The 23,000-nt window shown below is 50.7% G+C and carries 17 protein-coding genes; 9 read left to right on the top strand and 8 right to left on the bottom strand.

All coding sequences use genetic code 11. The features are described 5' to 3' along the window. Nucleotides 1–301 precede the first annotated feature (301 nt). From HHL17_RS23800 to HHL17_RS23815, 4 genes are all read right to left on the bottom strand, one after another. Nucleotides 302–1,420, bottom strand: coding sequence for an epoxide hydrolase family protein (locus HHL17_RS23800; protein ID WP_169227355.1), 1,119 nt, complete (start codon nt 1,418–1,420; stop codon nt 302–304). Between the two features lie 98 nt (nt 1,421–1,518). After that, nucleotides 1,519–2,388 (bottom strand): helix-turn-helix domain-containing protein, encoded by an 870-nt coding sequence (locus tag HHL17_RS23805; RefSeq protein WP_169227356.1) that lies wholly within the window; start codon nt 2,386–2,388, stop codon nt 1,519–1,521. Between the two features lie 90 nt (nt 2,389–2,478). Further along, complete coding sequence (locus HHL17_RS23810) at nt 2,479–3,876, bottom strand: hypothetical protein (RefSeq protein ID WP_169227357.1); 1,398 nt, start codon at nt 3,874–3,876, stop codon at nt 2,479–2,481. 21 nt (nt 3,877–3,897) lie between these two features. Beyond that, the gene (locus HHL17_RS23815) at nt 3,898–6,723 is read right to left on the bottom strand and encodes a TonB-dependent receptor (RefSeq protein WP_169227358.1); all 2,826 of its coding nucleotides are present in this window, start codon (nt 6,721–6,723) and stop codon (nt 3,898–3,900) included. A 374-nt stretch (nt 6,724–7,097) separates the two neighbouring features. Here HHL17_RS23815 and HHL17_RS23820 point away from each other — a divergent pair, with 374 nt between their 5' ends. The 5 genes from HHL17_RS23820 to HHL17_RS23840 all read left to right on the top strand — a co-directional run bounded on the left by HHL17_RS23820 (nt 7,098) and on the right by HHL17_RS23840 (nt 14,542). Then, nucleotides 7,098–7,295: a hypothetical protein gene (locus HHL17_RS23820; RefSeq protein WP_169227359.1), complete on the top strand. Its 198-nt coding sequence runs from the start codon at nt 7,098–7,100 to the stop codon at nt 7,293–7,295. Between the two features lie 27 nt (nt 7,296–7,322). Beyond that, on the top strand, nt 7,323–8,957 hold the full coding sequence (locus tag HHL17_RS23825) for a hypothetical protein (protein ID WP_169227360.1): 1,635 nt from the start codon (nt 7,323–7,325) through the stop codon (nt 8,955–8,957). 15 nt (nt 8,958–8,972) lie between these two features. After that, a complete protein-coding gene (locus HHL17_RS23830; RefSeq protein ID WP_169227361.1) occupies nt 8,973–11,138 on the top strand; it encodes a HEAT repeat domain-containing protein in 2,166 nt (721 codons plus the stop codon). Nucleotides 11,139–11,180: 42 nt separating this feature from the next. Next, a complete protein-coding gene (locus tag HHL17_RS23835; protein ID WP_169227362.1) occupies nt 11,181–13,973 on the top strand; it encodes a hypothetical protein in 2,793 nt (930 codons plus the stop codon). A 68-nt stretch (nt 13,974–14,041) separates the two neighbouring features. Continuing rightward, a complete protein-coding gene (locus HHL17_RS23840) occupies nt 14,042–14,542 on the top strand; it encodes a GNAT family N-acetyltransferase (protein WP_169227363.1) in 501 nt (166 codons plus the stop codon). Here HHL17_RS23840 and HHL17_RS23845 read toward each other — a convergent pair whose 3' ends face one another. The 4 genes from HHL17_RS23845 to HHL17_RS23860 all read right to left on the bottom strand — a co-directional run bounded on the left by HHL17_RS23845 (nt 14,543) and on the right by HHL17_RS23860 (nt 18,344). Then, nucleotides 14,543–15,784: an MFS transporter gene (locus HHL17_RS23845; protein WP_169227364.1), complete on the bottom strand. Its 1,242-nt coding sequence runs from the start codon at nt 15,782–15,784 to the stop codon at nt 14,543–14,545. 204 nt (nt 15,785–15,988) lie between these two features. Next, the gene (locus HHL17_RS23850; RefSeq protein WP_169227365.1) at nt 15,989–16,282 is read right to left on the bottom strand and encodes a hypothetical protein; all 294 of its coding nucleotides are present in this window, start codon (nt 16,280–16,282) and stop codon (nt 15,989–15,991) included. 92 nt (nt 16,283–16,374) lie between these two features. Continuing rightward, on the bottom strand, nt 16,375–17,259 hold the full coding sequence (locus HHL17_RS23855) for a DUF72 domain-containing protein (protein WP_169227366.1): 885 nt from the start codon (nt 17,257–17,259) through the stop codon (nt 16,375–16,377). Between the two features lie 47 nt (nt 17,260–17,306). Then, the gene (locus HHL17_RS23860) at nt 17,307–18,344 is read right to left on the bottom strand and encodes a hypothetical protein (protein ID WP_169227367.1); all 1,038 of its coding nucleotides are present in this window, start codon (nt 18,342–18,344) and stop codon (nt 17,307–17,309) included. A gap of 163 nt (nt 18,345–18,507) precedes the next feature. On the opposite strand from HHL17_RS23860, the gene HHL17_RS23865 reads away from it, so the two are divergent. The 4 genes from HHL17_RS23865 (at nt 18,508) to HHL17_RS23880 (ending at nt 22,988) form a co-directional block, all read left to right on the top strand. Beyond that, nucleotides 18,508–19,257: a class I SAM-dependent methyltransferase gene (locus HHL17_RS23865; RefSeq protein ID WP_169227368.1), complete on the top strand. Its 750-nt coding sequence runs from the start codon at nt 18,508–18,510 to the stop codon at nt 19,255–19,257. Then, entirely contained in the window at nt 19,254–20,114 is an 861-nt protein-coding gene (locus HHL17_RS23870) for a helix-turn-helix domain-containing protein (protein ID WP_169227369.1), read from the top strand. The genes HHL17_RS23865 and HHL17_RS23870 overlap by 4 nt, the downstream gene beginning before the upstream one ends. Before the next feature lie 64 nt (nt 20,115–20,178). Next, complete coding sequence (locus tag HHL17_RS23875; RefSeq protein ID WP_169227370.1) at nt 20,179–21,366, top strand: MFS transporter; 1,188 nt, start codon at nt 20,179–20,181, stop codon at nt 21,364–21,366. 149 nt (nt 21,367–21,515) lie between these two features. Then, complete coding sequence (locus HHL17_RS23880; protein WP_169227371.1) at nt 21,516–22,988, top strand: M12 family metallopeptidase; 1,473 nt, start codon at nt 21,516–21,518, stop codon at nt 22,986–22,988. The last annotated feature ends 12 nt before the right edge of the window (nt 22,989–23,000 follow it).

Consider the following 23,000-nt stretch of genomic DNA (forward strand, 5'->3'; position numbering starts at 1 on the left):
TATTCATGTATGCATCGAACCGGATGATCTGCCGATACCATCTCATTTAAATCAGGGGGGAACAACATGACCTGATTTTAATAGGTCGGCTTAAATGATACTTTAAAGCTTTTTCCTCGCGCCATCTCCAAATTTAACTCACCTTACCAGCACTTTAAAGTGCTTTTTTTCAACCAGATTATCTGGATAAATCAATCCGTTTTTCTCAAAACGAAAGAGGGTGCCTCAAAATTATTTTTGAGACACCCTCCAGTAATGAAATTATGCCTGTCGGAGAAACAGGCTCCGTGCAGCAATGCGATCACATTTTCCCAAAGAATCCGGCAAGCTCCCTGGAATAGATCTCAGGCTGTTCCATCGCTGCAAAATGACCTCCTTTGCCCATTATATTGAAGCTTACGACATTGGCCATCCTTTCCGCCCATTCTTTAGGGAATTGGGCTTCCTTGGGAAACAGCGACACCCCCGTTGGAACACCTACCCGTTGAGAGGATTGCAGCCCCCCCATATAACCTGCGCGAGCATTCTCGGCATATGTTCTGATGGATGAATTAGTGGATTGGCTTACCCAGTAGATCATAATGTTGGTGATCAGTTTGTCCATGCTAAGGGAATTTCCGAGATTTCCGTCATGGTCACTCCAGGCATGGAATTTTTCGATGATCCAGGAGGCTAGTCCCACGGGGCTGTCGTTGAGCCCATAACCCAGGGTTTGTGGCTTAGTTGACTGGATCATATTAAACGCGCCTTCCGTAAAGAACCAATGTTGTATTTGTTGTCCAAACGCCTGTTCGGCGGGTGTCATCGTCGCCCAGTCCTCGCTGCCGTTGGGATAACCTACATCAGTTAAATGAATAGCCTTTACATTGTCTGGGAACTGTACGGCCAGCGACTTCGTGATCAAAGTACCCATATCACCGCCTGCGGCAAAGTAGGTGGAATATCCCAATACTTCTGTCATGAGTTTGTTGAACAGGGCTGCTGTCCTATCGCTATTCAGGGCCGTTTGTTGGGAGAATCCGAACCCGGGTATGGAAGGGATCACGAGGTCATAAGAATGACCGCCTTCAGTTGGATTGGTCAGCATTGGAACAATCTCGAGAAAGCGATAGAACGAGTCTGGCCATCCATGGCTCAGGATCAGCGGTGAGGTATTTTCTCCCTTGCCTTTTACATAAACGAAATGAATGGTAATGCCGTCTATTTCGGTCTTGTATTGGGGAAACTGGTTGATCTCCGCTTCGTGGGTTCTCCAATCGTACGCTGTCTGCCAATAGTGCACCAGTTCCCGCAAATACCCCGGATTGGTGCCATAATTCCACCCGGCATTCTCAGGTTCATCCGTCCATCTCGTTTGTTTCAGTCTTGCTGATAGATCGTTAAGTGTCTCTTGCGGTACGTTGATGCTAAAAGGTTTCATAAATTGTTGTATTTATTTTGTTGAGTACAAAAATAGTCCACAGGCTTCTCCTGTCATTGTAAAAAATTTACCAAGGACACTTGTCACTAAGTCGGGGTTTACCTTGCATCCGGATGATCATTGGGAAATTGCAGGATCATTTCAGGCACCAGCTCATTTTCATCCAGGGCTAATTGAGATCTCAGATACTCCATTGGCTTTAACCCTGAAAAATGGGCAAAATCTTTTATGAGATGGGCCTGGTCAAAATAGCCGTACCGGTGAATGATGGAGAACCAGTCGATATGGGTCTTATTTTTTTGGATTTCAGTAATCACCTGCTGTAGCCGATGAATTCTTTGCAGGTATTTTGGTGAAAAGCCCGTATATGTTTTAAGCAGGTGAATGACGTGCTTTTGAGAATAGCCGGATTTCTGTATTAACCAGTCGATGGGTTTGTCGATATGCTGGTTTATAAATCTCACGATATGGTATCCCATGTTCTCTTCAACCGAATATTGTAAAAAGTAGTTTTCGATCAATGAGAACCTCTCTGCCATGGTGGTAGCATTGAGTAGTTTTTCATACAATCGCATGAAGGAACTCCCAAAAACAGCTTCGGCCTCAATACCTACATTGTCTAATGCGCTAATAGGTATCTTCGTAAGCGAAAAAAAGCCACCCACCGTAAAACGGATACTGATGATAGTAGAATGGGGATTGTTTTTGTAAAGGATCGCCTGTTTCTGCATCCCCGAGATCCAGGCATTCTTCACCTCTTTTTTGCAGGCGGTGTTTATTTCCGGATAAACTGTATTCAGGGTATTTTCATTCAGTTCGATTACGAGGTTTATTCCGCCTTCCGGGAGCTCTTTGATGTAAGGCATTGATAATGATCCACTAACATAAACAATGTGCTGAATGAAGTCTGAGAGCGGATATGTTGGAATGTGCCGGTGTACTTGCATGATCGGATCAATGATGTGCATAAACCTACCTCAAAAACTGAAAAAGAAAAAGGGTGTCTCAAATTTATTTTTGAGACACCCTCTTGTTTCCGAATTATAATTTGAAGCAGATCAATGCTGATTACCGGAGCCATTCACCTGGAAACAGCCGAGGTCCACCCCCGGAGGCGTTACTTCAGAGGCGCCGTAGACGGAGGCCAATGGCACCGTTACCAGCGGATGTACGCCGGTATAACCTTTACCCACCAACGGAGATCCTGGCTGGATATGAAAGTTGTAAGTACCGATGGACGTGAGGCCCCACGGAGAGTATGGACTGGGCAATGGGTAGTTAACAAACATTGGATTCAGTTTCTGTACGACTGGTGTACCATCATACTTCGGATTGGTGTAATCAAAATTCGCGGGCAGGTAGCTGGCCGGATTTGGCAGGTCAGTAGGCTGCGGCCTGGTACATACCGTGCCGCTGGTGAAGAAGTTGTTGGCGATCACCAGTGAGTCGGCATACTGGTAGTTGTTGCCGTAACTGAGATTGGCCGTATCGGCCGCCGGGTTATTCACTACGCGGTAGCCTACACGACAATTCACCGCTACGTTGTTATAGAAAGCGCCTCTCGCCCCTTCTTCAAAGTTGGTCGTAGACCCACGCTGGCCAGGCACTACGCCCCTGCCACCATTTACAAAGGTACTGTTGTACATCACCACATTGGTTTGCGGCGCGCCTATAGGCTGTCCCTTGTTGGATGCCTTCTGCCCGTTATACGCAGACCCTATGAAAAAGTTATAGGCCATGGTACCGGTGGTACCACCTTTTACGTTCACGATATCACCTCCGGTGCCACCGCATTTTTCAAAGGTGTTCCTGAAGATGTGGATCCTGCCGTTGGAAACGCGGATACAATCATCCGTGCCGCCCCAGATCCAGCTATCTTCCATAATGAAGGCGCCGTTAGGATTCTGGAACAGCAGGTTAAAAGAGGTGGTGGATTTCTGCTGTACTGCCGGGCCGAAAGTTTTACCATAGCTGCTGCCCGCAAATTCGATATGTGTCCATTTCAGTACCAGCATGGGACAGGAAGTGTCGCAGGCGATACCTTTCCACAGGCGGTTGCTGCTATGCGCAGAATCTGCTGCGTAAGCCAGTCCGGGGGTATTATCCTTTAAGAGGCCGGGCACGGTCATCGTTACGGGATTAGCTTTGGTACCGAGGCTCACGAGGATGCCACGCACCGCGATACCGGCATTATTGGTAACGTTGATGGTAACACCGGGTTCTATGAGCAGGGTATCGCCTCCGTTCACATATACATCACAACCGATAGTATAGGTTTTGCCGGAGAGCATCACACCCTTGATGGAGCCGCATAAAGGGGCGGCATCGCTTACGGCCTGGCCGGGAGCGGGTTTAAACTCGTAAATATCAGCCTGGTCATCCGCCCATTTCTTACAACCGGTCATAAAAACCAATACTGTCAGTATCATGATCGCGGGAATGAATATCTTTCTCATTATTTGCTGCTGTTAAGATGATTAAAGCTTGTATTTAAATCCACCGAGGAAACTGAGGTACACAATTTCTTTCTGCATGTTCACCACGTTGCTGCCGGCTTTCTGGTTGGGCAGGCCCTGCGTGATAAAGTTGTCCAGCACTGTCGGATCTACCTTTATATACAGCCTGGCCGCCGAGTTGGTGAGGTTATTGACTTTCGTGTAGAAATAGAAATGTTTCGACAAACTTTTTTCCAGGGAGAAGTCCAGCTGTGTGTAAGGCTTCTGCCAGATATCGAGCCCGTACCAGGCAGACACCTGCATGATGCGGTCGCCGGTATAGGAGAACGCCACCTGCATATCCAGGCCTATCTTCGGATTTTTATACAATAATGACGCGTTACCGACGTGGTTGGCCTGTCCTTGCAGCGGCCTGGTTTGTGTGGTGGTGCCGGTTTGTGTTTGCGTCAGTACTTTATCGTAGTATTTGGTGGTTTTAGGCGTGGTTACTTCAGAATGCGTGTAGGTGTAGTTGGCAGATATCCCGAACTTCCCTATATACCTTGTATACACAGCCTCAAAACCGAAGTTGGTGGCCTTGTCGGTGTTCTGTGCCTGTATGTTCAGGTTGCTGGGGCCGCCCCGGTTGATCACAAAATACTCAATAGGATTCTGCAACTGTTTGTAGAAACCACCCAGCAATAACTGGTCAGCACCACCGGGGAACAATTCATACCGCAAATCAATATTATCTGCCCGCACATGCTTCAAATGCGGGTTACCTATTTCAGTGAATTGTTCACCGGGAACGGAATATGGGTCTATCTCTCCAAATCCTGGTCTGCTGATGGATTTAAAGTAAGACAGGCGGATGTTCTGATTGGTGCGCAGCAAATACTTCAGGTGAACGCTGGGCAATACGTCCGTATAATGAATAGTACCGCTTCTGCCGCTGAATTCCGCGGGCATAACAGTGGTATAATCCTGTTGGGTATTTTCAACTCTCACACCGCCCAGTACCTGTAACAATGGCAGCAACATAAATTTCGCCTGTACATAACCCGCGGTGATTTTTTCGTGAGCCGTGTAGTTGTTCGCCGTGAGCGCGCTCACGCTCCCGCTGCCGTTTTGGGTAGGGTTGAAAGCAAGCGACAGCGTATCAATGGTATGGAACACCTGCGTGGTACCGTAAAATGGTTTCAGGGAGTAATCGTTATAGTAGTTATCTCTTGTTTTATAGCGATACAGCCCTCCACCCTGCAACGCTACTTCCTGACCGAAGATACTTGGTTTGTATGCGATGTTCGCATATCCGGCCCAATCCCTGTCGGAGTTGCGCTGCCAGGTATGGCCTACGCTCATGCCATAGGTAGACGAATCAGCACCGCTCGCGTTGCCATGACCATCAAAATGCACGTTGGAGTTAAAGTCGTAGGTAGACATATCCGGCACTTTGCTTTTGGCGATGGAGTATACACCGCTCCAGTCGAACTTCACGTTCCTGCTCAGCTGGTGTTCACCATGCAGGGTGGCATTGTAGATGTCCTGCACCTGCCAGCGGCTCCGGAATTCTACGTCCACCGATTTCTGTACCGCTGAAGAGTTGGTACCGAAAGTGGTATCGTTGGTATATCTCGTCTGGTATTCATTCTGGTGTACGTAGAAATTATACAGCGATATCCTGTTACGATCATTGAACACATAGTCGATCTTGTTATGCAACGCTATCCTGTTGGTTTGCGTAGAATATCTTCTGTCCAGCACGTCGGTGATCAGCAGTGCGGTAGGCACCGGAACGATGTTGGTATTGGCGCTGGGGATGATGGTTTGTGTGTTGGACCCTCTGAAAAAATTCTGATAGCTGCCAGCCACGATCACACCCAGTTTTTTGTTGAAAAAACGATCACCGATCGTGAGGCCTGCTGTTGAATTAACAGGCGCCGATTTATCACTGTAATGAAACTGGTCCAGGGAAAAATCTGCTGCGGTGGCGGTGTAGTTGTTGCCACGTATTTCAGCAGGAGAAGACTTGCCCATACCGCCATGATCGAAGGCGCTGAAAGGGCGGTTGGAGAACAATGTAGAATACCCACCCGCCACGTTGGCATTGAACAGGAAATGATCAGGGGCGCTTTTCATCACCAGGTTCATGGTACCGCCAATGGCGTCACCTTCCATACCGGGCGTGAGGGCCTTGATCACCTCGAGACGTTCCAGCATGTCAGAAGGGAAAAGGTCCATGGGCACGAAGCGGTATTTATCGTCCGGGCTGGGGATCTTTACGCCGTTCACGAGGGTATTGTTATAACGTTGCGCCATACCGCGGATGATGGCATACCGGCCTTCTCCGCTGTTATCACGCTGTATGGTAACACCACTCACCCGTTGGAGGGCGTTGGCCACCGTTACATCCGGCAGCAGCTGGATAGCCTTTTCAGAGAGGATATTTTGCACCATGTCGGCATTCTTCTCCATCCCACGCACGTAGCTGTCGCTGTGGATATTGCCGCCGGTGACATTCACGGAATTCAACTCCCGGACGTCATCTTTCAATTCAATGTTACCAATGGTTTCAGTGGCTTTGACATTTTTCAGTACTACTTTAAATTCTTCTGATGTTTTATAACCGATATATTTTATCCTGATGCCATAGCTGCCTTCCGGCAGGTCCCTGAATACAAAACCACCATCGAGGTTTACGAGGGTCTTATATTTTGCATTTCCGTTTTCTGCTTCCACAATGGCTCCTACGACAGGCTCATGTGTTTTTGCGTCAGAAACTTTTCCTTTGATGGTCCCGGCAAGGGCAGGCAGAGAGAAACAAATACCACCTAATAGCGATAGTAGCTTGTGGGGAGAGGTAGGCATGATGAATTTTGGTTTAATGCAACAAATCTCTTTAAAAAGAGAGATGGCTTTCATGCCCCTTCCTTCATTTAATTATTTCATAAAATTTACTTAACCTTTTGTTATTATGCTATCGTTAGATTAAGCGGTTTTTGTTTTCACCGCTGTAGCCCCCACTTCACCCAAACACCTTATACCATTGACTAGTAGCGAATCTGGAGAAATTCTGTGGGCGAATTTACCAGCGTTTTCAACTACAGAATTCCTCCAGAATTTTCTAATGCTGTTTTAATCTCTTTTGCCGCTGCACGTATTTACCCGGTCCTTTTTTTGATGGCTGCAACCATTAAATGCTTTATATTTACCCATCCGGAAAAATATAAAATGTTAACCATATGTCCGAAACGAATGTATTCCTTGTCATGCTCGAGAGTAGTCAGCAGGAACAACTACCAGTCCGTATCTTTTTAACCCATCATGCGCTCAGCGGTATTGTGACCCATATCGGTACAGAGAGCGTAGAAATCAGAACAACAGAAGGTCAGCGGGGCATTATCCTGTTGAACAGCATTGAAGCCATTACCGGCAGCTGATTGCCTTTAAACTGAAAAAACGATAGCATGGAAAATAGTACACAACGCCCTGAGCACGCTTTGCCCGGGCTTATCCGTAAAGTATTGGGCAGCCCGCATTCAGAACAGGTGATCAAAGCGCAGATTATCCAGATGGCTTCCCAGAACCTGCATGTGCCCGAGGTAACGACCGCGTTGCTCGAAGTACTGCCCCTCACGAAAGACAAAGAGACCCGGGACCAGCTCCTGCGTTTCCTTTCTGCCCTGAACACCTCCCGTTTTACTGATACCAGCGCACTGTTCCAGGCACTGCTGGACGTGTACCGGCAGGAAAAAGACCGCGACACCCGCACCGCGCTTTTATACCGGTTGCAGGAAAGTATCCACCAGGACCCGCGGCTGGCGGTATTCTTCGTGGAGCTGTCCGGCCAGGAAAACCTCAGTGAACAGGAACGTATAGCCGTGCAGGATACCCTTTCCTCTCTTCCTGCTATTACGGAAGATATTGCACTGGCAGCGCTGCTTAAAAACGTGAACGCCCCTACGATATTACAACTACAGGCCGTGGAGATCGCAGAGAAATGCCCTTCCTGGAGCGAGAAAATGGTGGCCGGCCTGCAACCTTACCTCGATGTTAAAAACGACCGCGGCATCCGCTTCCGCATCCTGCAACGGCTTGCTGCCGCCCGGCTGCTGGAACCTGCCTATGCCGATGTGCTCATCCCGGTACTGCGTACCGACAACGACGTTCCTGCCCGCCACGAAGCGCTGGCCGCCCTGTCACGCATCAAACCGTGGAATGAAGCCATCCTGCTGCAGCTGATCTGGTCTTCCTCGCATGACGGCGATACCGGCATCCGCAGCCAGGCGTTACAGCTACAGGGAGAACAACCCGAACGCACCAACGAGCAGCTGATCAGCATGGCCGGCCTGCTGGCCTCCGACCGTTCGGAAGGCGTACGGCTTACCCTCCTGCAACAGCTCAAACCGGTGATGCGCTTGGCAGACATCCGAAACAAAGTGGCTGCCGCCTTCGCCGGCAATCCCGGCGTTTTTAATGACGAAGAATTTAACCAGTTGACCGATATGCTGGCGCCTTATGCCGGTCGGGATGAACAAATCAGCCAGCTGCTGCTGCAAAGCATCAAAGGCCTGCCCAGCACCAATCAGCGCCAGAAGGTACTGCAACTGCTGATTGGAAAAATCAGCCTCGAAAAAATGCTGGACCCGGTGGTGCAGCTCTTCACACAGGAGCACAACGAAGCGCTGCGGGAAGTGCTGTTCAACCAGATCAAAGCATTGTCTGTATCCCGCCATCCGCAACTGGTGGATGTATTCTGCGCCGAGCTCACCGAGCCGGGATCGCCATTCAGGGTTACCTGCGCCGGCATCCTTGCCAACGCGGCAGAGCTCTATCCGCAAATACCACCGGCACTGGAAGACGTACTGTTGTACGACAACGAACGTGAACTGGTGCGGCTCTGCCTCGATGGCTACCTGCGCCCCGGCGTAGACAAAAAGTTCGATGTCCTCATCCATGTAGTGAAAAACGAACTGATAGACACCGCCTCCAGGCAGAAAGCACTGGATGCCATCCTGAAACTTTCTTTAGATGAACACCAACAGGAGACCATGGCCAACGCCTTGTCCGGACTGAAACCCGGCACACTGAAAACCTCCTGATAAACGACCGACAATATGGACCTTAGCCAAACCATCGCCACCATCCGCGAACGCAGGAACGCCGGCACCGAACAGGCGCTGCTGATGCTCGATATGGTGCCTCTTTCTGATACAGACAATAAATATTCGCTGCTCTCCACCGCGGCCCATTACCTCCATGATCCCGCCGTGATCAGCAAATGGATGGAGCTCATTGCCGCCGAGACAGACACACAGCTGAAAGCTGACATGCTGCAACGCCTCGCCGCCACAGGGCTGCAACAGATACCTGACAAACAAGGGTTCGCCGATCTGCTGGCCGCATCGCTGCAACAAGACGAGTCGAGGGATATCATCCTTCCCCTGCTGGGCAGGTTCTCCCTCACTTATCCGCCCGCACGGGAACGGCTCATCGCTTTTTATCAACAACAACATAACGCCGATGTAAACCGGCAAATCCTCTCCTGGCTGCTGATACCGGTCCAGGCGACTGAAGCCGACCTGGCTTTCTACCGCAGCCTGCTGGACAGCACCGATACAGACGATAAACTACTGCTGCTGAACCGTCTTCTGCTGCGCGATCAGCTGGGGCCGGAGCAGATAGCGCAACAACTGCAGCCCGCCACGCCGGATGTGATCAAAGAGATGGTGCTGCGTTTCTGTTTTGACCGCTCCGCCGTTCCGGAAGCCGCGCTGTGTACCCTCGTACGCTCCGACAAAAATCCACAGATACGCAAATGGAGCATACAGCTGCTGGCCGTGCATGGCGTAAGTCACAACGATGTGTTAGACACCCTGCTGCACGCCTTAAGGGAAGATCCTGACCCGGCCGTAAGACAGGCCGCGATGTTTGTATTCGCCTACAGCCTCACACTTACACCGACGACCATTGAACACCTGGCCCTTTGCCTGCAAACGGAAAAACATATACAGGTAGCATTACAGCTGTTACAACTGCTGGCGCCCTACACAGAAAAAAATGAGGCGCTGACAGCAGCATTGTGGCAACTGCTGGACCGCGACATCGCTGTCGATCTGGCTGCCGCCATATACGATATACTCGGCCGGCAAGTGCCTGTAAAACCTGCACTGCTGGATAAGTTCATGGTTGCCTATGAAAAAGAGCAACATGATGCCTGCAAGGCCATCATCCTGAAAGCCATCACCAGCGCGATGAACACGGGAGAGTCATGGAACCGGTTTTATCTCCGCGCACTGGAGGCGCCGTCAGCCGCCATCAGGAGCTGGGCCGTACAAGCCATGCTGTATATCCCACTGACACCCGACAATATCAGCACCATCGCTGCCGCAGCGCCGGTATTGCTGCATCCCGAAATACCGCACCAGCAACGGCAACTGCTGGCCCGCAAAATCAGCTGCATCCCACAGCTGCCAGCTACCGCCGTACAGGTGTTCAGCAAGCTGGCAGACCACAGCAACGACCAGGAGCTGCAACGCCTCGCTACCAAAGTACAGGAGAAAGCCATCTCCCATAACGGCGGCGCACAGATCAACTGGGAACAGTGGCTGCACAAAGCTGATGTCACCCATGACCTGGATGGCATCTTCCCGCATATCTGGCTGTTCTACGATGATAATCCACAGATGGCCGACAAAATATTATTCGCCGCCATCAACCCGGCTAACAGCAATAGCCTGTACCAATCCAGCGTAACAGACATCGAAATTCTGAATTTCCTTTCCATGAAAACCGGCATCAATGATGAAATGAGCCGGTATGCCCTCAACCAGTTGTTACACACCGACCTGGGCAATGAATCGAAATTCAAATGGTACCTGCTGGTACTGAAAAGCAATCCTGCCAATGCGGAATTACGGGAGGGCCTTTGGCAACTGTTGGAAAAGAGAGGCCGTTATATCAATATGATACAGCTCGACGAGCTGCTGCGCATCATCTGGAAAGACCAGCTGGAAACTGTTTTCCGGCAACATCTCTTACAACAGACCACCGCCGCCGGCGCAGTGCCTTACCTGCAATACCTGGAGGCCAACAATACCTGGGAGCCGATGCCCGTCCTGCTGAAAGCCGCTGCACAGCTGCCCGGTATGTTACAGGACAGCAGCTTTAAAGAAGCGCTTCAGCGGACTTGCCGCGCTGCGGGGCTCGACGTGGACGACCTGCTGCGCAGTGCCGCGCCGCCTGCCGCGCCTGAAGCAGATGGCCCCGGCTTCGCCGATTAACCGGCGCAGGTACCTTATTTCATCATCTTCACAGCACAACATATGTCGGAAGAAATCTTATTATTCGATATACTCTTATCTACAGAACGCAGTACAGACGAGCGGTTGACAGCCCTCTCCCAGCTGCGTCCCTTCCTGGAAGCGGCGGAAGGCATCACCAAATTATGCCAGGCCGTACAAACAGAAACAACCGTCGCCGTAAAACAGGCGATGCTGCAGCAGTTATGTGAACTGGACAGCGCCCGTGTAACCGACCATCCCATCTATATCGAGACGCTGGCCCTTATCGCCTGCCTGGACGCAGAGCGCCCGTTGCGGTATATGGCCGTCAGCACCCTCGCGTCACTGGCTGCGCATGTCAATGACATACAGGAGATACTGGCCGAAACCATGGCCCATGATCTCGATACAGACATCCAGCTGGCCAGTATCCAGGGATTACAAAACAGCGTCAGCAAATCGGATGCTACCATCGAAAAGATCGGCACGTACATTCCGCTGGCGCCGGCAGCCTGCCGCGACACATTGCTGGCACTGGTACAACAACTGCCGTTACCCGTTGCAGCAACGATGGCCTTACAATTTACCAGCCCCTTGGAAGCCACCCGCCTGCGTTTGACAGCCATCGGTTTCCTGGCCACTATGCCACAAGTGCCTGCCAACGCGCTGTCACAGCTGGCCGCCATGATACCCACTGAAACATCATTACCGGTCCGCGAGGCCATCATCAGCCTGCTCGCCGGCATGCGACAGGTAGATGAAACACTGTTCAAAGATATCTTCCATGCGTTACAGCAAATGCCGGACCTCCCGGACTTACTGGCGCTGGTCACCGGCAGGCTCACTGCCCATCCGGAGCTGCAGGATGCTTTTGCATCCCTGTTTGCGTCCACGCCTTCCGCAGGCCTGAAGATCAGGTTGCTGACACTGTTGCAACAGGCAGACATACCACAGCTGATCGTCAGCGGTGTGCAGGATGCTAACCCGTACGTAAGAGAAGCAACGCTGCCGTTATTGACGTACCGTTTCGCTGCTTACCAGGACCAGCTGGAACCCGCGCTGGCAACAGCTATCCGGCAGGAGCCGCTACTGGCGCTACGCAGCGCCATGGTACAGGTGATACTGCAAACCGGCCGCAAATCAGCAGAGACAGACCGGTTGCTGGTAGAACTGGCCACTACCGAAACCGATCATCACCTGAAAACACAACTCGCCACCGCAGCCTGTGAAGTAACCGTACAGGAACAATTCCAACCGGCGCTGTTACAGCTGTACTGTGATATCCTGGAAGGACAATGGTATCCGGCCGCGCTTAAACAACAGGTGATCAACCGGCTGCAAACCTTCTCCTATAGCGACAATCCGCATCTTCGTAAAAGCCTCGGCCTCCTGCTCGACCAGGCCAAAGACATCTACGAGCTGGACCGCATCTATCGTGTGCTGAAAACGCTGGAAGCAGATTTCAGTCAGCTGGCCCCCTCCCTGCTGCAGGCCCTTTACCGGCACATCGCCTGGTACCCGCAGCAGCCACTGGATGAATGGGTGAAGCTGATCGGCCAACTGGCGGAACAACACCCGGCACTAAGAGCGGAGCTGCCTTACCTGGTGTCCGTTACCGGCGCCACCTGGCTATTACAAGGCGCTGAAAAAGCAGACCAGACGGGCGCCTTCCTCCCCACCCTCAAAGATGCCATGATGAAAAACAATGGCATGCAGAGTTTCATGGAAGTGCAACGCCTGATCAACGATGCCTGGAATAACCGCACCATCAAAAAAGGCGAGATCATCGCGCTATACCAGATGCTGCTGCAAACGCCGAAATCCTCCGGACTGCTGCAACAGGTGACCGGCATCCTGCAACAAGGCAAACTGGTGACACCCGAACTGGTGACACTGAGCCTCGATTACATCCTCACCTCACCCGATACCGAAGGCGTGTACGTTGTCCGCAAATACCTGGAGCAAGTGGGCTTCATCGACCTGGAATACCGGGAACGGCTATTCCGGCTTTTTACGCAGGAACGGTATGTGCAGTTCATGCAGTACCGCCTGCCGCAGCTACACTCCAAACGCCGCATACAAACCTTCAACGACTGGGAATATGCCGGTGGCTGGACTTGCCCGTACAGTCAATGGCCCATCGCTGAACTGGTGTTCGCTATTGAGCCGGGAGACCAGATCACGCAGGTATTCAGCGAACTGCCTGCGGGTGAAGATACCAACGCCACATTGCCTTACCTCGTGCTGGAACACCTGTTCCGCAATACCAACGGCGTATGGGCAAAGCAGTTATACGGCGATAATCAACGACTGGAACAGTTCCTCACCCAGCTTTTCAAAGGATACCAACAGCTCACCGCCCGCAATCCGCTCGGCGATCGCATGATGTACACCTTCTGGAAAAAATGGAACGACTACGTGAACCGCCTCAACGGTCAGCCTGTTCCGCCCGCACTGGCAGATGCCGCCACGCTGATATACGCAGGCGTATGCCAGCTGGCACATCAGCTCGACCCTGTGCTGAAAAACAAACAGTTCCCGCAGGTGCTCAAAGGCATGAACAAAGACTTGCTGCAGCAGCACTGGCCATGGGACCAGGACCTCTGGGAAGCGTTCTCCTACAAGAACTTCCCGGTATACGACCCTGACCAGGAAGCAGCGGTACAGTTATTTCAACAGGCCGCTAAAACCTTACAGGCCGGTCATCTCGCCGAAGGCTATCAATTGCTGAAAGATCTGCTGGCACAGTATCCGCATACCCGACAGGTGAAAGAACAACTGTCAGTGATCAATAATGCATTGCAACAGCTGGAAGAAAAACTTCGTACAGCATAAAAAACAAAACCGCGGCAGGTCATCTTCCTGCCGCGGTTTTGTTTTATCTTTTATATAATTTGAATGATATGATTACAAAGAGCAGGGAATCAGACTTCAGAGATATCTACGAGATTATCAACGACGCCGCCATAGCGTACAAGGGTATTATACCGCCCGACAGATGGCATGAGCCCTACATGACAGCAACTGAACTGCAAACTCAAATTGAAGAGGGCGTCCAGTTTTGGTGTTACAGCGAAGACAATACCATCATAGGCGTGATGGGCATCCAGGATAAACAGGATGTTACTTTGATCCGGCATGCGTATGTAAGCACAGCAGCCCGAAATAAGGGAATCGGAGGTAAGTTACTGCAATACCTGTCCGGGCTTACCGGGAAACCAATTTTAATAGGCACGTGGGCCGACGCTGTATGGGCGATAAACTTCTACAAAAGGCACGGATTCAGGCAGGTTTCCTTTGCTGAAAAGGAACAGTTATTGCGAAAATACTGGAATATACCACTCCGGCAGATCGAAACATCCGTCGTGCTTGCCAGCTCCAATTTTGATGAATCAGCCGGGTAGTTAAATCGCCTGTGCTGTTTCCCGTTGAGCCACGGCCGCTTCTTTCCGGTTCACCACCAACACCCGGTACATCACCAGTCCGCTGGTCACGATCAGCGCCATGTAGCTGAAAGACAGGTTCTGCCCGTCTTGGGCAGGCAACAGGTAAGTAATGCCGGCACTGAGCATGGACACCATCACGTATACCAGGCCACCGGTAAGGCCTCCGGCGATTCCTGCATTTTTGGGGAAACGTTGTAAACAGTAAGTGAAGTAATTATTGTAAGTGAACCCTGCGCCTACATGCACCAGGAAAGCAAATACCAGTACGGTCCACAGCTGGTTGAACAACAGGAAAGTGCCCAACAGTGCGAAGGCCGCTACCAGCTGACAGAAGATGTTAACGTTCATCTTGCGGACAAAGGGTTTGTTGATCGTCCCTTTGCCAATGAAACCGCCCACCATCCAGGCAAAGCCCAGGAAGAGGGAACAGTATCCCGTTACAACCGGCGACAGATTAAAATAATGTTCAATTATAAATGGCCCGGACATATTGTAGATCATCACCATCGTGTATGCCAGTCCCAACATGCCAATACCCAGTGTGAAGCTGCTGGTGCGCAGCATCTCATAATAGATAGACACTATCCTGGCTGGCTGGAACGGCGTGGTCTGTTTGATGGTTTCCCCGCTGAAGCATATTTCCAGTATTAACAGCAGCGCAGCATAGGCACCCAGGAAATAAAAATTCGATTCCCAGCCGAAGCTCACTTCCAGGTAGCCGCCGATGAACGGCGCTATGATAGGCCCGGTAGACCATATGATGGTGAAAAAGCTGAGGTAGTGTTTTAGTTTTTCGCCGGAGTAGAGGTCCACAAAGAGCGCTCTTTTACTCACCACCATAGCGGCGATGGTGATACCATGCACGATCCTCATGGCGTATACCACATACAAACTATGTGTATTAGCGATGATGCCGCAGGAAATACAGAAAAGCAACATGGACACCAGGGCGATCCTGTAGCGGCCGTAGCTGTCGAGCAGTCCGCCGATGAACAGTTGTGAAACCCCGTAGCTGATCAGGAAAAGGCTGAGCGTTAGCTGTGCCTGGCTGCTGGAAATACCGAGTGCGCTGGTCATGCCTGGCAGCGAAGGAATGTAAATGTCGGTGGCAAATCCCGACATGGGTATCATGGCAAAAGCGAGCAGGGTAGCTATTCCGATATTACCCTCTTTGATGTGTTTAACAGTGCTGGTCGTCATTTTACAGAGGCTGGTGATTCAATTCGCTGCAAAATTAGGCCTTACCACCTTATGTATTGACATAGTAATCTCATAAAAAGCTGAAGTTTTCCCTCCTTAAAAAACATTTTGAAGAGAAGTTGAATTTTTGCGCATAGAAAGACAGCCAGCATGAATCTTATCACACCGGCTATCTTTTTTTAATGCTTTCTGCAAAGGAGGGTATTATTTCAAGGCGGCAGCAAGCCCTTTCTTCAGATCGTCCAGGTTCATCACCGGCTGAAATTCCAGCTTTGCATTCAGTTCCATAAAAAATGGTTCTGCGATGCCTGGTATCTCTGAAGGATCTTTCAGATCAAATATCATAATGCCGGTGCGGCAGCCTTCTGACGCAAAGAAATAACTCGCTTCAGGTTTAATCTTATCAACAGTAGCTTTGATGATTTCGGGGAGCCGGCCTTTTTTAATGGCTTCGTTGGATGCGGTAACTTCCATCACGACTTTTAGCATGGTACGCATAACTTTTGGGGGTTTGGTTATGCTGTAATTTCGCACTTTTTGAGCAGGGGAAATGTTATTCGAAAGTTATAATCCGGTGTTGCTGTGGCTGCCTAAAACAGTGACATCTGCGTTTGCTGTGGCTGTTGTGGTTGCTCTGCCAGTCCGAATACCTTCCTGGCTTCCTGGTAAAAGTCTGCCTCATGTACCCCGTCATGCACATGCAGGAAAAAGTAAATATCCTGCAGGCCCTGTGCTTTCCAGGTATCGATGCGTTCTTTCCATGCATGCAGCCGCGTAATGTCCAGCGGATGCCCTCCTTTGGTAACAAAACGCAGGAACAGGTGCGGAATGGTATGCGCCATATGCAGGCAATCGCGCCGGCCGGGCGTGTCCGTCATCACCACGCCAATGCCCAGCTGGTGCAACGTGCTGAAAAACTCCTCCCGTTCTGCTCCTTTCTCAAACCAATCAGGATGCCGTACCTCCACATAAAAGCGGATATCCCGCGGCAGCTGCTCCAGGTATTTGTAAAGGTTCAGCTTCCGAACAGGGGAGAAATGTTCACTAAGCTGCAGGAACACCGGGCCCAGCTGCGTTTCAAACGCCCGTATGCTTTCCAGGAAAGCAGCGGTTTCTGTACCAGCATTCAGCAAGGTGCTATGGTGACTGATGGACTGCGGCACTTTCGGACAAAAACGGAAATCGCGCCCTTTGGTCTTATCCGTCCATTTGCGGATATCATCAGGACTGTAAATTTTATAATGTGTGGCGTTCAGTTCCACACAGTTGAACAACCGGCTGTATTCCGCCAGTGTGTCTTTGATGCCTTTCGTATACAGGGTACCGGTATATTCTTTCCGGCTCCAGCCGGAGGTACCTATCCTTAATATACTATCGCCCGCGGCACCGTTCAATACGGCCGTGGTAGGCCAGGCATCTGCCGGCAGGCTCAGGTCCAGCTGATCGTATGTTTGCCAAAGGGCGCCAAAGTCCATGCGTAATCTCTTTTATCTGTCAGCCCGCAAATTACAAAAGTAACGGCTTATTTACCTTCCAGCACCCGCAGTCTGCTTTCCTGGTCTTTCAGCTGTTGCTGTAAACGGATGATCAGCTCGTCCTGTGCCGTTATTTTCGTTTGTTGCGTTTCCATTTTCTTTTGCTGGTCAATCAGGTACAGGGTCAGCTCCTCAATCTTCTGCATTTGTCGTTGCTGCATATCTCCCAGGTCCAGCCCCTGTTGCGCAATTTCTGAAGCCGGAGGTATGCCGGGAAGATGTCCTTTAGTCCGGGTATGCTGCTCCACCTCTTTCAGGGAGGGCAATACGTAGGCAGAATCAAACACAAAGTCCGCCCAGGTTTCCTGTGTTACTTTCACTCTTCTTGCACCGATAGTGCCCTCTACCGCCAGTTTGTAGTTATTGTTAGGAGAGATGACGCCAATACCAACATTACCTGTGTAAGAGATAGCCATGCGTGGTGTTCCCCCGGTGAAAAATTTCATACCGCCAAATCCGCTCAGCCAATAGGTCGGTCCCTGAGTGCTCCAGCTGTCGAGTATCCATTGCATGCCATAATGGGGTTGATTTTTGTTATCATACATCATGTAATCATGCAAGGCGACGCCCATTTTGTTTCCCAAATCGGTCATGCCGATATTTCCCGCTACTAACAGCTGCTGGTCCGGGTTAGCGACCCCAATACCAACTCTCCCAACTCCATCCAGGAAAATTCCTCTCGGTGACGAATTATCGGCATCGTTCTGGATGGCGAAAACATTACTGTTCCTTAAAAACCCCAGCCCGGCTATCTTAGTGCCTGACCGGATAAATGAAAGATGAAACAGGTTATCTCCCTGGTCAGTATGCCGGGTAATCTGAATGCCCTTTCCATAGATTACCGGATCATACCACTCTCCAAAAAATGCGGTCCCATCGTATCTGGATTTACCCAACACATTAAGGGAGAAGTCAGGAGAAGAGTTGGTGCCAATACCCACGGGCCCCTGCCAGGTTTGTGCATTCACGTTAAACATCAGGGAACCAGCTAACATCAGGCAATAGGTTAAACAAATTTTTTTCATAGAGGGCGATGTTATTTTTGCCGGGCAAGATAGGATATTTTCCGTTTAGCAACACCACGTCAGTCAGCTCACTGTAACTCCTATACGCTTATGTAGACAGAACAATCCTTATCTTAGCAGCAGCATGTTGTACCCGCTAAAAACAATATGCAGTGATCATCTGATGACGGACCAGCTTTACCACGACCAGCACCTGGCACAATTTTACGACCTCGATAACAGCTGGGGAAAGGATTTTGACCAATACCTGCGATGGGCTGCCACAGCACATTCCATCCTTGATATCGGTTGCGGCACCGGTGTGCTTTGTACCCGTATGGCCGATACTTATCCTGAGAAACAGGTTACCGGACTGGATGTAGCACCCGCCATGCTGCACATTGCGCAGGCCCGGCCCGGCGGTGATAAAGTCAACTGGCTGCTCGCCGATGGCCGCTCTTTTGCGGCCGGTCAATCCTTTGATATGATCCTGCTTGGCGGGCACGCTTTTCAGACATTCCTTTCGCAGGAAGACCGTATCGCGATGCTCCGCCATACCGCCTCCTGTCTCACAAAAGAAGGGCGCCTTTTTTTCGACAGCCGTAACCCTGCCGCACAGGACTGGCTTACCTGGGGCCCGGCAGATTCCCTTCGGGAGCTACAACATCCGCAGTTAGGTAAAACAACCGCCTGGAACGATTATCAGTGGGAAAACGGTATCGTCACCTATGGTACCTATTATCGTGTAGCCGCCACCGGTATACAATATGCTGCATCGTCCGATATTGCCTTTCCTGAATTGAAGACAATAGAGGAAGCATTGGACCAGGCCGGACTGGAAACCGTGCAGCTGTGGGGCAGCTGGGATATGACGGCTTATACCCCACAGTCGGAAGAAATGATTTTTGAAGTCCGTCATAAAACGAACCTATGAAAGCCCAGCCACCCATCCCACTTCATGGCAAAGAATTGCAGGACCTTGGTGTAGAGCTCAAGGCGGGCACCTATATACACGAGGGCATGCGGCACATCCACCGCGATGAGCACTATGTTTTCCTGCTGTTGACCGAGGGAACCTTTTTGCTGGAAATTGATTTTATAGAATGGCAGGTCACTGCACCAGCGTTATGTTTCATCACCCCCGGGCAGGTACACCGTTATATCCGGCAGGACCACCACAGCGACGGCTGGTTTCTGTTTGCCGACCCCGGGCTGGTACGTGGAAAATGCCGCGATATCTTTGAAAACTATCAGCGGATACAGCAGCAATTTCCCATACCACAGCCACACGCTGTTTTTTTAAGCATGCCGGTGTTACAGCACGCACTGGAAGCAGCCAGCCATCCACTGAAAAAACAAATCGTATCATCGCTGGCAGAAGGCATATTGGGACTCTTTGCCGCCGAGATAATGCAACATGATTTATCCCATACCACTGCCAACAATCAACGGCAAACCATCACCACCAAATTCAGAAAACTGGTAAAAAAGAGATTCAAAGACCAGAAGCAGGTACAACAATATGCGGAACTGCTGCACATTACGCCCCTGTATCTGAATGAATGCGTAAAAGCCACCACCGGCTTCCCTGCCAGTCACTGGATCTCGGAGGAAATACTATTGGAAGCCCGTCGGCTGCTGTACTACACCCGGCTGGATGCCAGGCAGATCGCGTTCGAGCTGGGATACGAAGATGCCGCTTATTTCTCCCGGCTCTTTAAAAAACATACCAGCATGACACCCTTGGCATTCAGGGCACAAAACCATGAATTGTCCAAGGATGCCCATTAATCGGTCAACATCTATCCCCACCACCCGTCCTAGTTTTGTACTCATAATAAGCTGATAAAAAATTATGAGTACAATTGCTAAAAACAGTATGGAGAACCCTACCATGAGCTTCGGTTCTCTTGTAACCCCGGTAGTACTTTCCGTATTATCTATTTTTCTGACCATTGGTGTTTCTTTTGCAGTATTACCGAAACTGGTACACGATCAACTGGGATATGGCAACGTGATCGTCGGCGTGGTGATTGGCCTCGCCAATGCCACCGCCCTGGTTACCCGCATGTATGCGGGCACGCACACCGACACCCGCGGCCCTAAGTCAGGCCTGGTACGCGGTATTATCACCACCGCCATTGCAGGCGCAGTGTACGTCTGTTCCGCGATTGCCGGCCTCCCTCCCCTGCTCTCACTGGGCTTGTTACTCGCTGCCAGAATCCTGCATGGCATCGGAGAAAGCTTCCTCATCACCGGTGCGTTAACACTGGGCATTGGCCTGGTAGGCCCTGCCCGGGCTGGTAAACTCATGGCCTGGGTGGGCATCTCCCTCTATGCCGGTATTGGTCTGGGTGCGCCATTGGGCAATTTCGTTCACCAGTACATGGGACTGATGGCAGCATTTATGTTGATCCTGGTCTTACCGGTGCTGGGCAGTCTTCCTGTATTAAAAAGCCCTGAGATAGCCACCAGTGGCAAGAAGTCAGGCGTGTCATTTTACAAGGTATTGTCTATGATTTCAAGACAGGGCGTATCCCTCGCTTTGTCAGTGATCGGGTTTGGTTGCCTCTCTTCCTTTGTTGCCCTGATGTTTGCGGCCAACAAATGGGGTGGCGCTCCCTGGGCACTGAGTGTATTTGCCGCTACGTATGTCCTTGTGCGTTTGTTCTTCGCGTCATCGCCTGACAAGTACGGCGGATACAAGATTGCCGCCATCTCCATCGTAATTGAGATAGTAGGTCTGCTCATGTTGTGCAGCGCTGGTTCACCAGCCATGGCACTATTAGGATGTGCTTTCATCGGCATTGGTTTCTCCCTGGTATTTCCTGCTTTAGGTGTGGAAGCAGTTAAAAAAGTTTCCCCTGAAATACGTGGCAGTGCTATGGGCGCCTACACCGCCTTCACTGATCTGGCGCTGGGCATCACCGGTCCGCTTGCCGGATTGATTGCCAGCAGCTTCGGTTACCAGGCGATCTACCTGTTCGGCGCCGTATGTGCCGCAATGGCACTGCTCCTGATCATGATCAGAAAAGAACAGTAAGCTACATACGAACAATAACCCCATCAAATCCCCGGATAGCTACCCGGGGATTTTCCCGTTTTATACATATATTTAGTTATCCTAACTTTATTACACTCAAAATAATTAAACACCGGGTACCCCTATTGTTTCATTCCTAAAAAAATCAAATGTCAGTTACTCCCTCCAATGTATCATTGTGGGCTTACCGCACCATCCCTTTCACTTTTGAAAGCGGCTACCCTTATCAGGAAGAAGTCATAGCAGCCATGACCCAATGGGAAAACGCGGCTGGCGTCACTTTCCTGCCATGGACAGATGAGCCTAACTACCTCTACATCCAAAAAGAAAGCGCCGATAATGAAAGCGATATCGGCATGAAAGGCGGCAAACAGATCGTCGGCATCAGTCAGACCAGCCTGGCGCTGCATGAACTGGGACATGTCATCGGCCTGGCACACGAACATTCCAGGAGTGACCGCGATGACCATGTTGACATGCAATGGGAGTACATCGACGGCGGCCAATCCAACGCACAATTCACGAAAGACCGGTTCAGCAACAACCTCACAGACTATGACCGCCTGTCGGTGATGCATTACCCGGCCCCTGCCACCGGCTGGGGCGGATATCCGGCCAACCAGCAGGTATGGACCATGCGCTGGAAGCAGGACAATAACACCCAGCTGGGCGCAGGCGATAATCAAGGCTACACCGTGTTGTCTGATAATGACAAAAGCCCGAATGGTATCCTGGCATTGTACCAGCAACTGCGTGTACCGATGGGGCCACAAACGGCCAGCGGCAAATGGAAAAATCCGTATGCGGTACAATTCTCCTTCGTGATCGATAGTAAGACATACGCCTTCGAGCACAATCCCACCGCCAAAAGCTGGTACATACAGGAACTATTGCCTGATGGCACATTTGGGGCCACCACCGCAAAGGGTACCTGGAGCAACCCCTACGAAGTACAGTTTCCGTTTACCGTCGGTGGCAGAGTATTCTACTACGGCCAGCATCTCGAAAAAAAGAACTGGTTCATCCAGGAACTGCTGGCCGGCGGACAAGTAGGACAAACCACTGCCACCGGCACCTGGCATAACCCCTATGAAGTGCAGGTTCCCTTTACCATTGGAGGCCGTGTGTTCTTTTTCGGTCAGAATCTCGAAACCTACAACTGGTTCATCCAGGAGTTGTTGCCCGATGGTAAAATGGGAGCGGAAACAGATTCTGGTACCTGGAAAAACCCCTACCACCGGCAGTTTACCTATTCTATGGGCGACCGTACATTTATTTGCGGCCAGAATATGATCAAAAAAAGATGGTTCATCCAGGAGGTGTTGCCCGGCGGCAAAATGGGAAAAGAGCTGTCAGCAGGCACATGGCCGGATGCCTATGAGGTACAATTTCCCTATAACCTGGGCGGCGTACAATACTTCTATGGACAAAGCCTGACATCAAAAACCTGGTTCATTCGTCAGCTTAATCCAGATGGCACTATGGGAGCGCTGATACAGGCCGGCAGATGGGACAAAGCCTATCAGGTGCAGTACCCTTATTTCAGCGGATACCAGCAGTATTTCTTTGCACATAGTACTGATGACTATAGTTGGTTCACCCGGCAATTGCTGGCGATGTAAGATCTGAAGCCG

The organism is Chitinophaga fulva (genome assembly GCF_012927205.1).
Taxonomy (GTDB): domain Bacteria; phylum Bacteroidota; class Bacteroidia; order Chitinophagales; family Chitinophagaceae; genus Chitinophaga; species Chitinophaga fulva.

Coding starts and splice junctions, on each gene's coding strand:
- HHL17_RS23870 (WP_169227369.1), top strand. CDS start 19,254: ATGAAAGCCCAGCCACCCATCCCACTTCATGGCAAAGAATTGCAGGAC.
- HHL17_RS23840 (WP_169227363.1), top strand. CDS start 14,042: ATGATTACAAAGAGCAGGGAATCAGACTTCAGAGATATCTACGAGATT.
- HHL17_RS23860 (WP_169227367.1), bottom strand. CDS start 18,344: ATGAAAAAAATTTGTTTAACCTATTGCCTGATGTTAGCTGGTTCCCTG.
- HHL17_RS23825 (WP_169227360.1), top strand. CDS start 7,323: ATGGAAAATAGTACACAACGCCCTGAGCACGCTTTGCCCGGGCTTATC.
- HHL17_RS23845 (WP_169227364.1), bottom strand. CDS start 15,784: ATGACGACCAGCACTGTTAAACACATCAAAGAGGGTAATATCGGAATA.
- HHL17_RS23830 (WP_169227361.1), top strand. CDS start 8,973: ATGGACCTTAGCCAAACCATCGCCACCATCCGCGAACGCAGGAACGCC.
- HHL17_RS23850 (WP_169227365.1), bottom strand. CDS start 16,282: ATGCGTACCATGCTAAAAGTCGTGATGGAAGTTACCGCATCCAACGAA.
- HHL17_RS23875 (WP_169227370.1), top strand. CDS start 20,179: ATGAGTACAATTGCTAAAAACAGTATGGAGAACCCTACCATGAGCTTC.
- HHL17_RS23810 (WP_169227357.1), bottom strand. CDS start 3,876: ATGAGAAAGATATTCATTCCCGCGATCATGATACTGACAGTATTGGTT.
- HHL17_RS23800 (WP_169227355.1), bottom strand. CDS start 1,420: ATGAAACCTTTTAGCATCAACGTACCGCAAGAGACACTTAACGATCTA.
- HHL17_RS23820 (WP_169227359.1), top strand. CDS start 7,098: ATGTCCGAAACGAATGTATTCCTTGTCATGCTCGAGAGTAGTCAGCAG.
- HHL17_RS23835 (WP_169227362.1), top strand. CDS start 11,181: ATGTCGGAAGAAATCTTATTATTCGATATACTCTTATCTACAGAACGC.
- HHL17_RS23815 (WP_169227358.1), bottom strand. CDS start 6,723: ATGCCTACCTCTCCCCACAAGCTACTATCGCTATTAGGTGGTATTTGT.
- HHL17_RS23855 (WP_169227366.1), bottom strand. CDS start 17,259: ATGGACTTTGGCGCCCTTTGGCAAACATACGATCAGCTGGACCTGAGC.
- HHL17_RS23805 (WP_169227356.1), bottom strand. CDS start 2,388: ATGCACATCATTGATCCGATCATGCAAGTACACCGGCACATTCCAACA.
- HHL17_RS23880 (WP_169227371.1), top strand. CDS start 21,516: ATGTCAGTTACTCCCTCCAATGTATCATTGTGGGCTTACCGCACCATC.
- HHL17_RS23865 (WP_169227368.1), top strand. CDS start 18,508: ATGACGGACCAGCTTTACCACGACCAGCACCTGGCACAATTTTACGAC.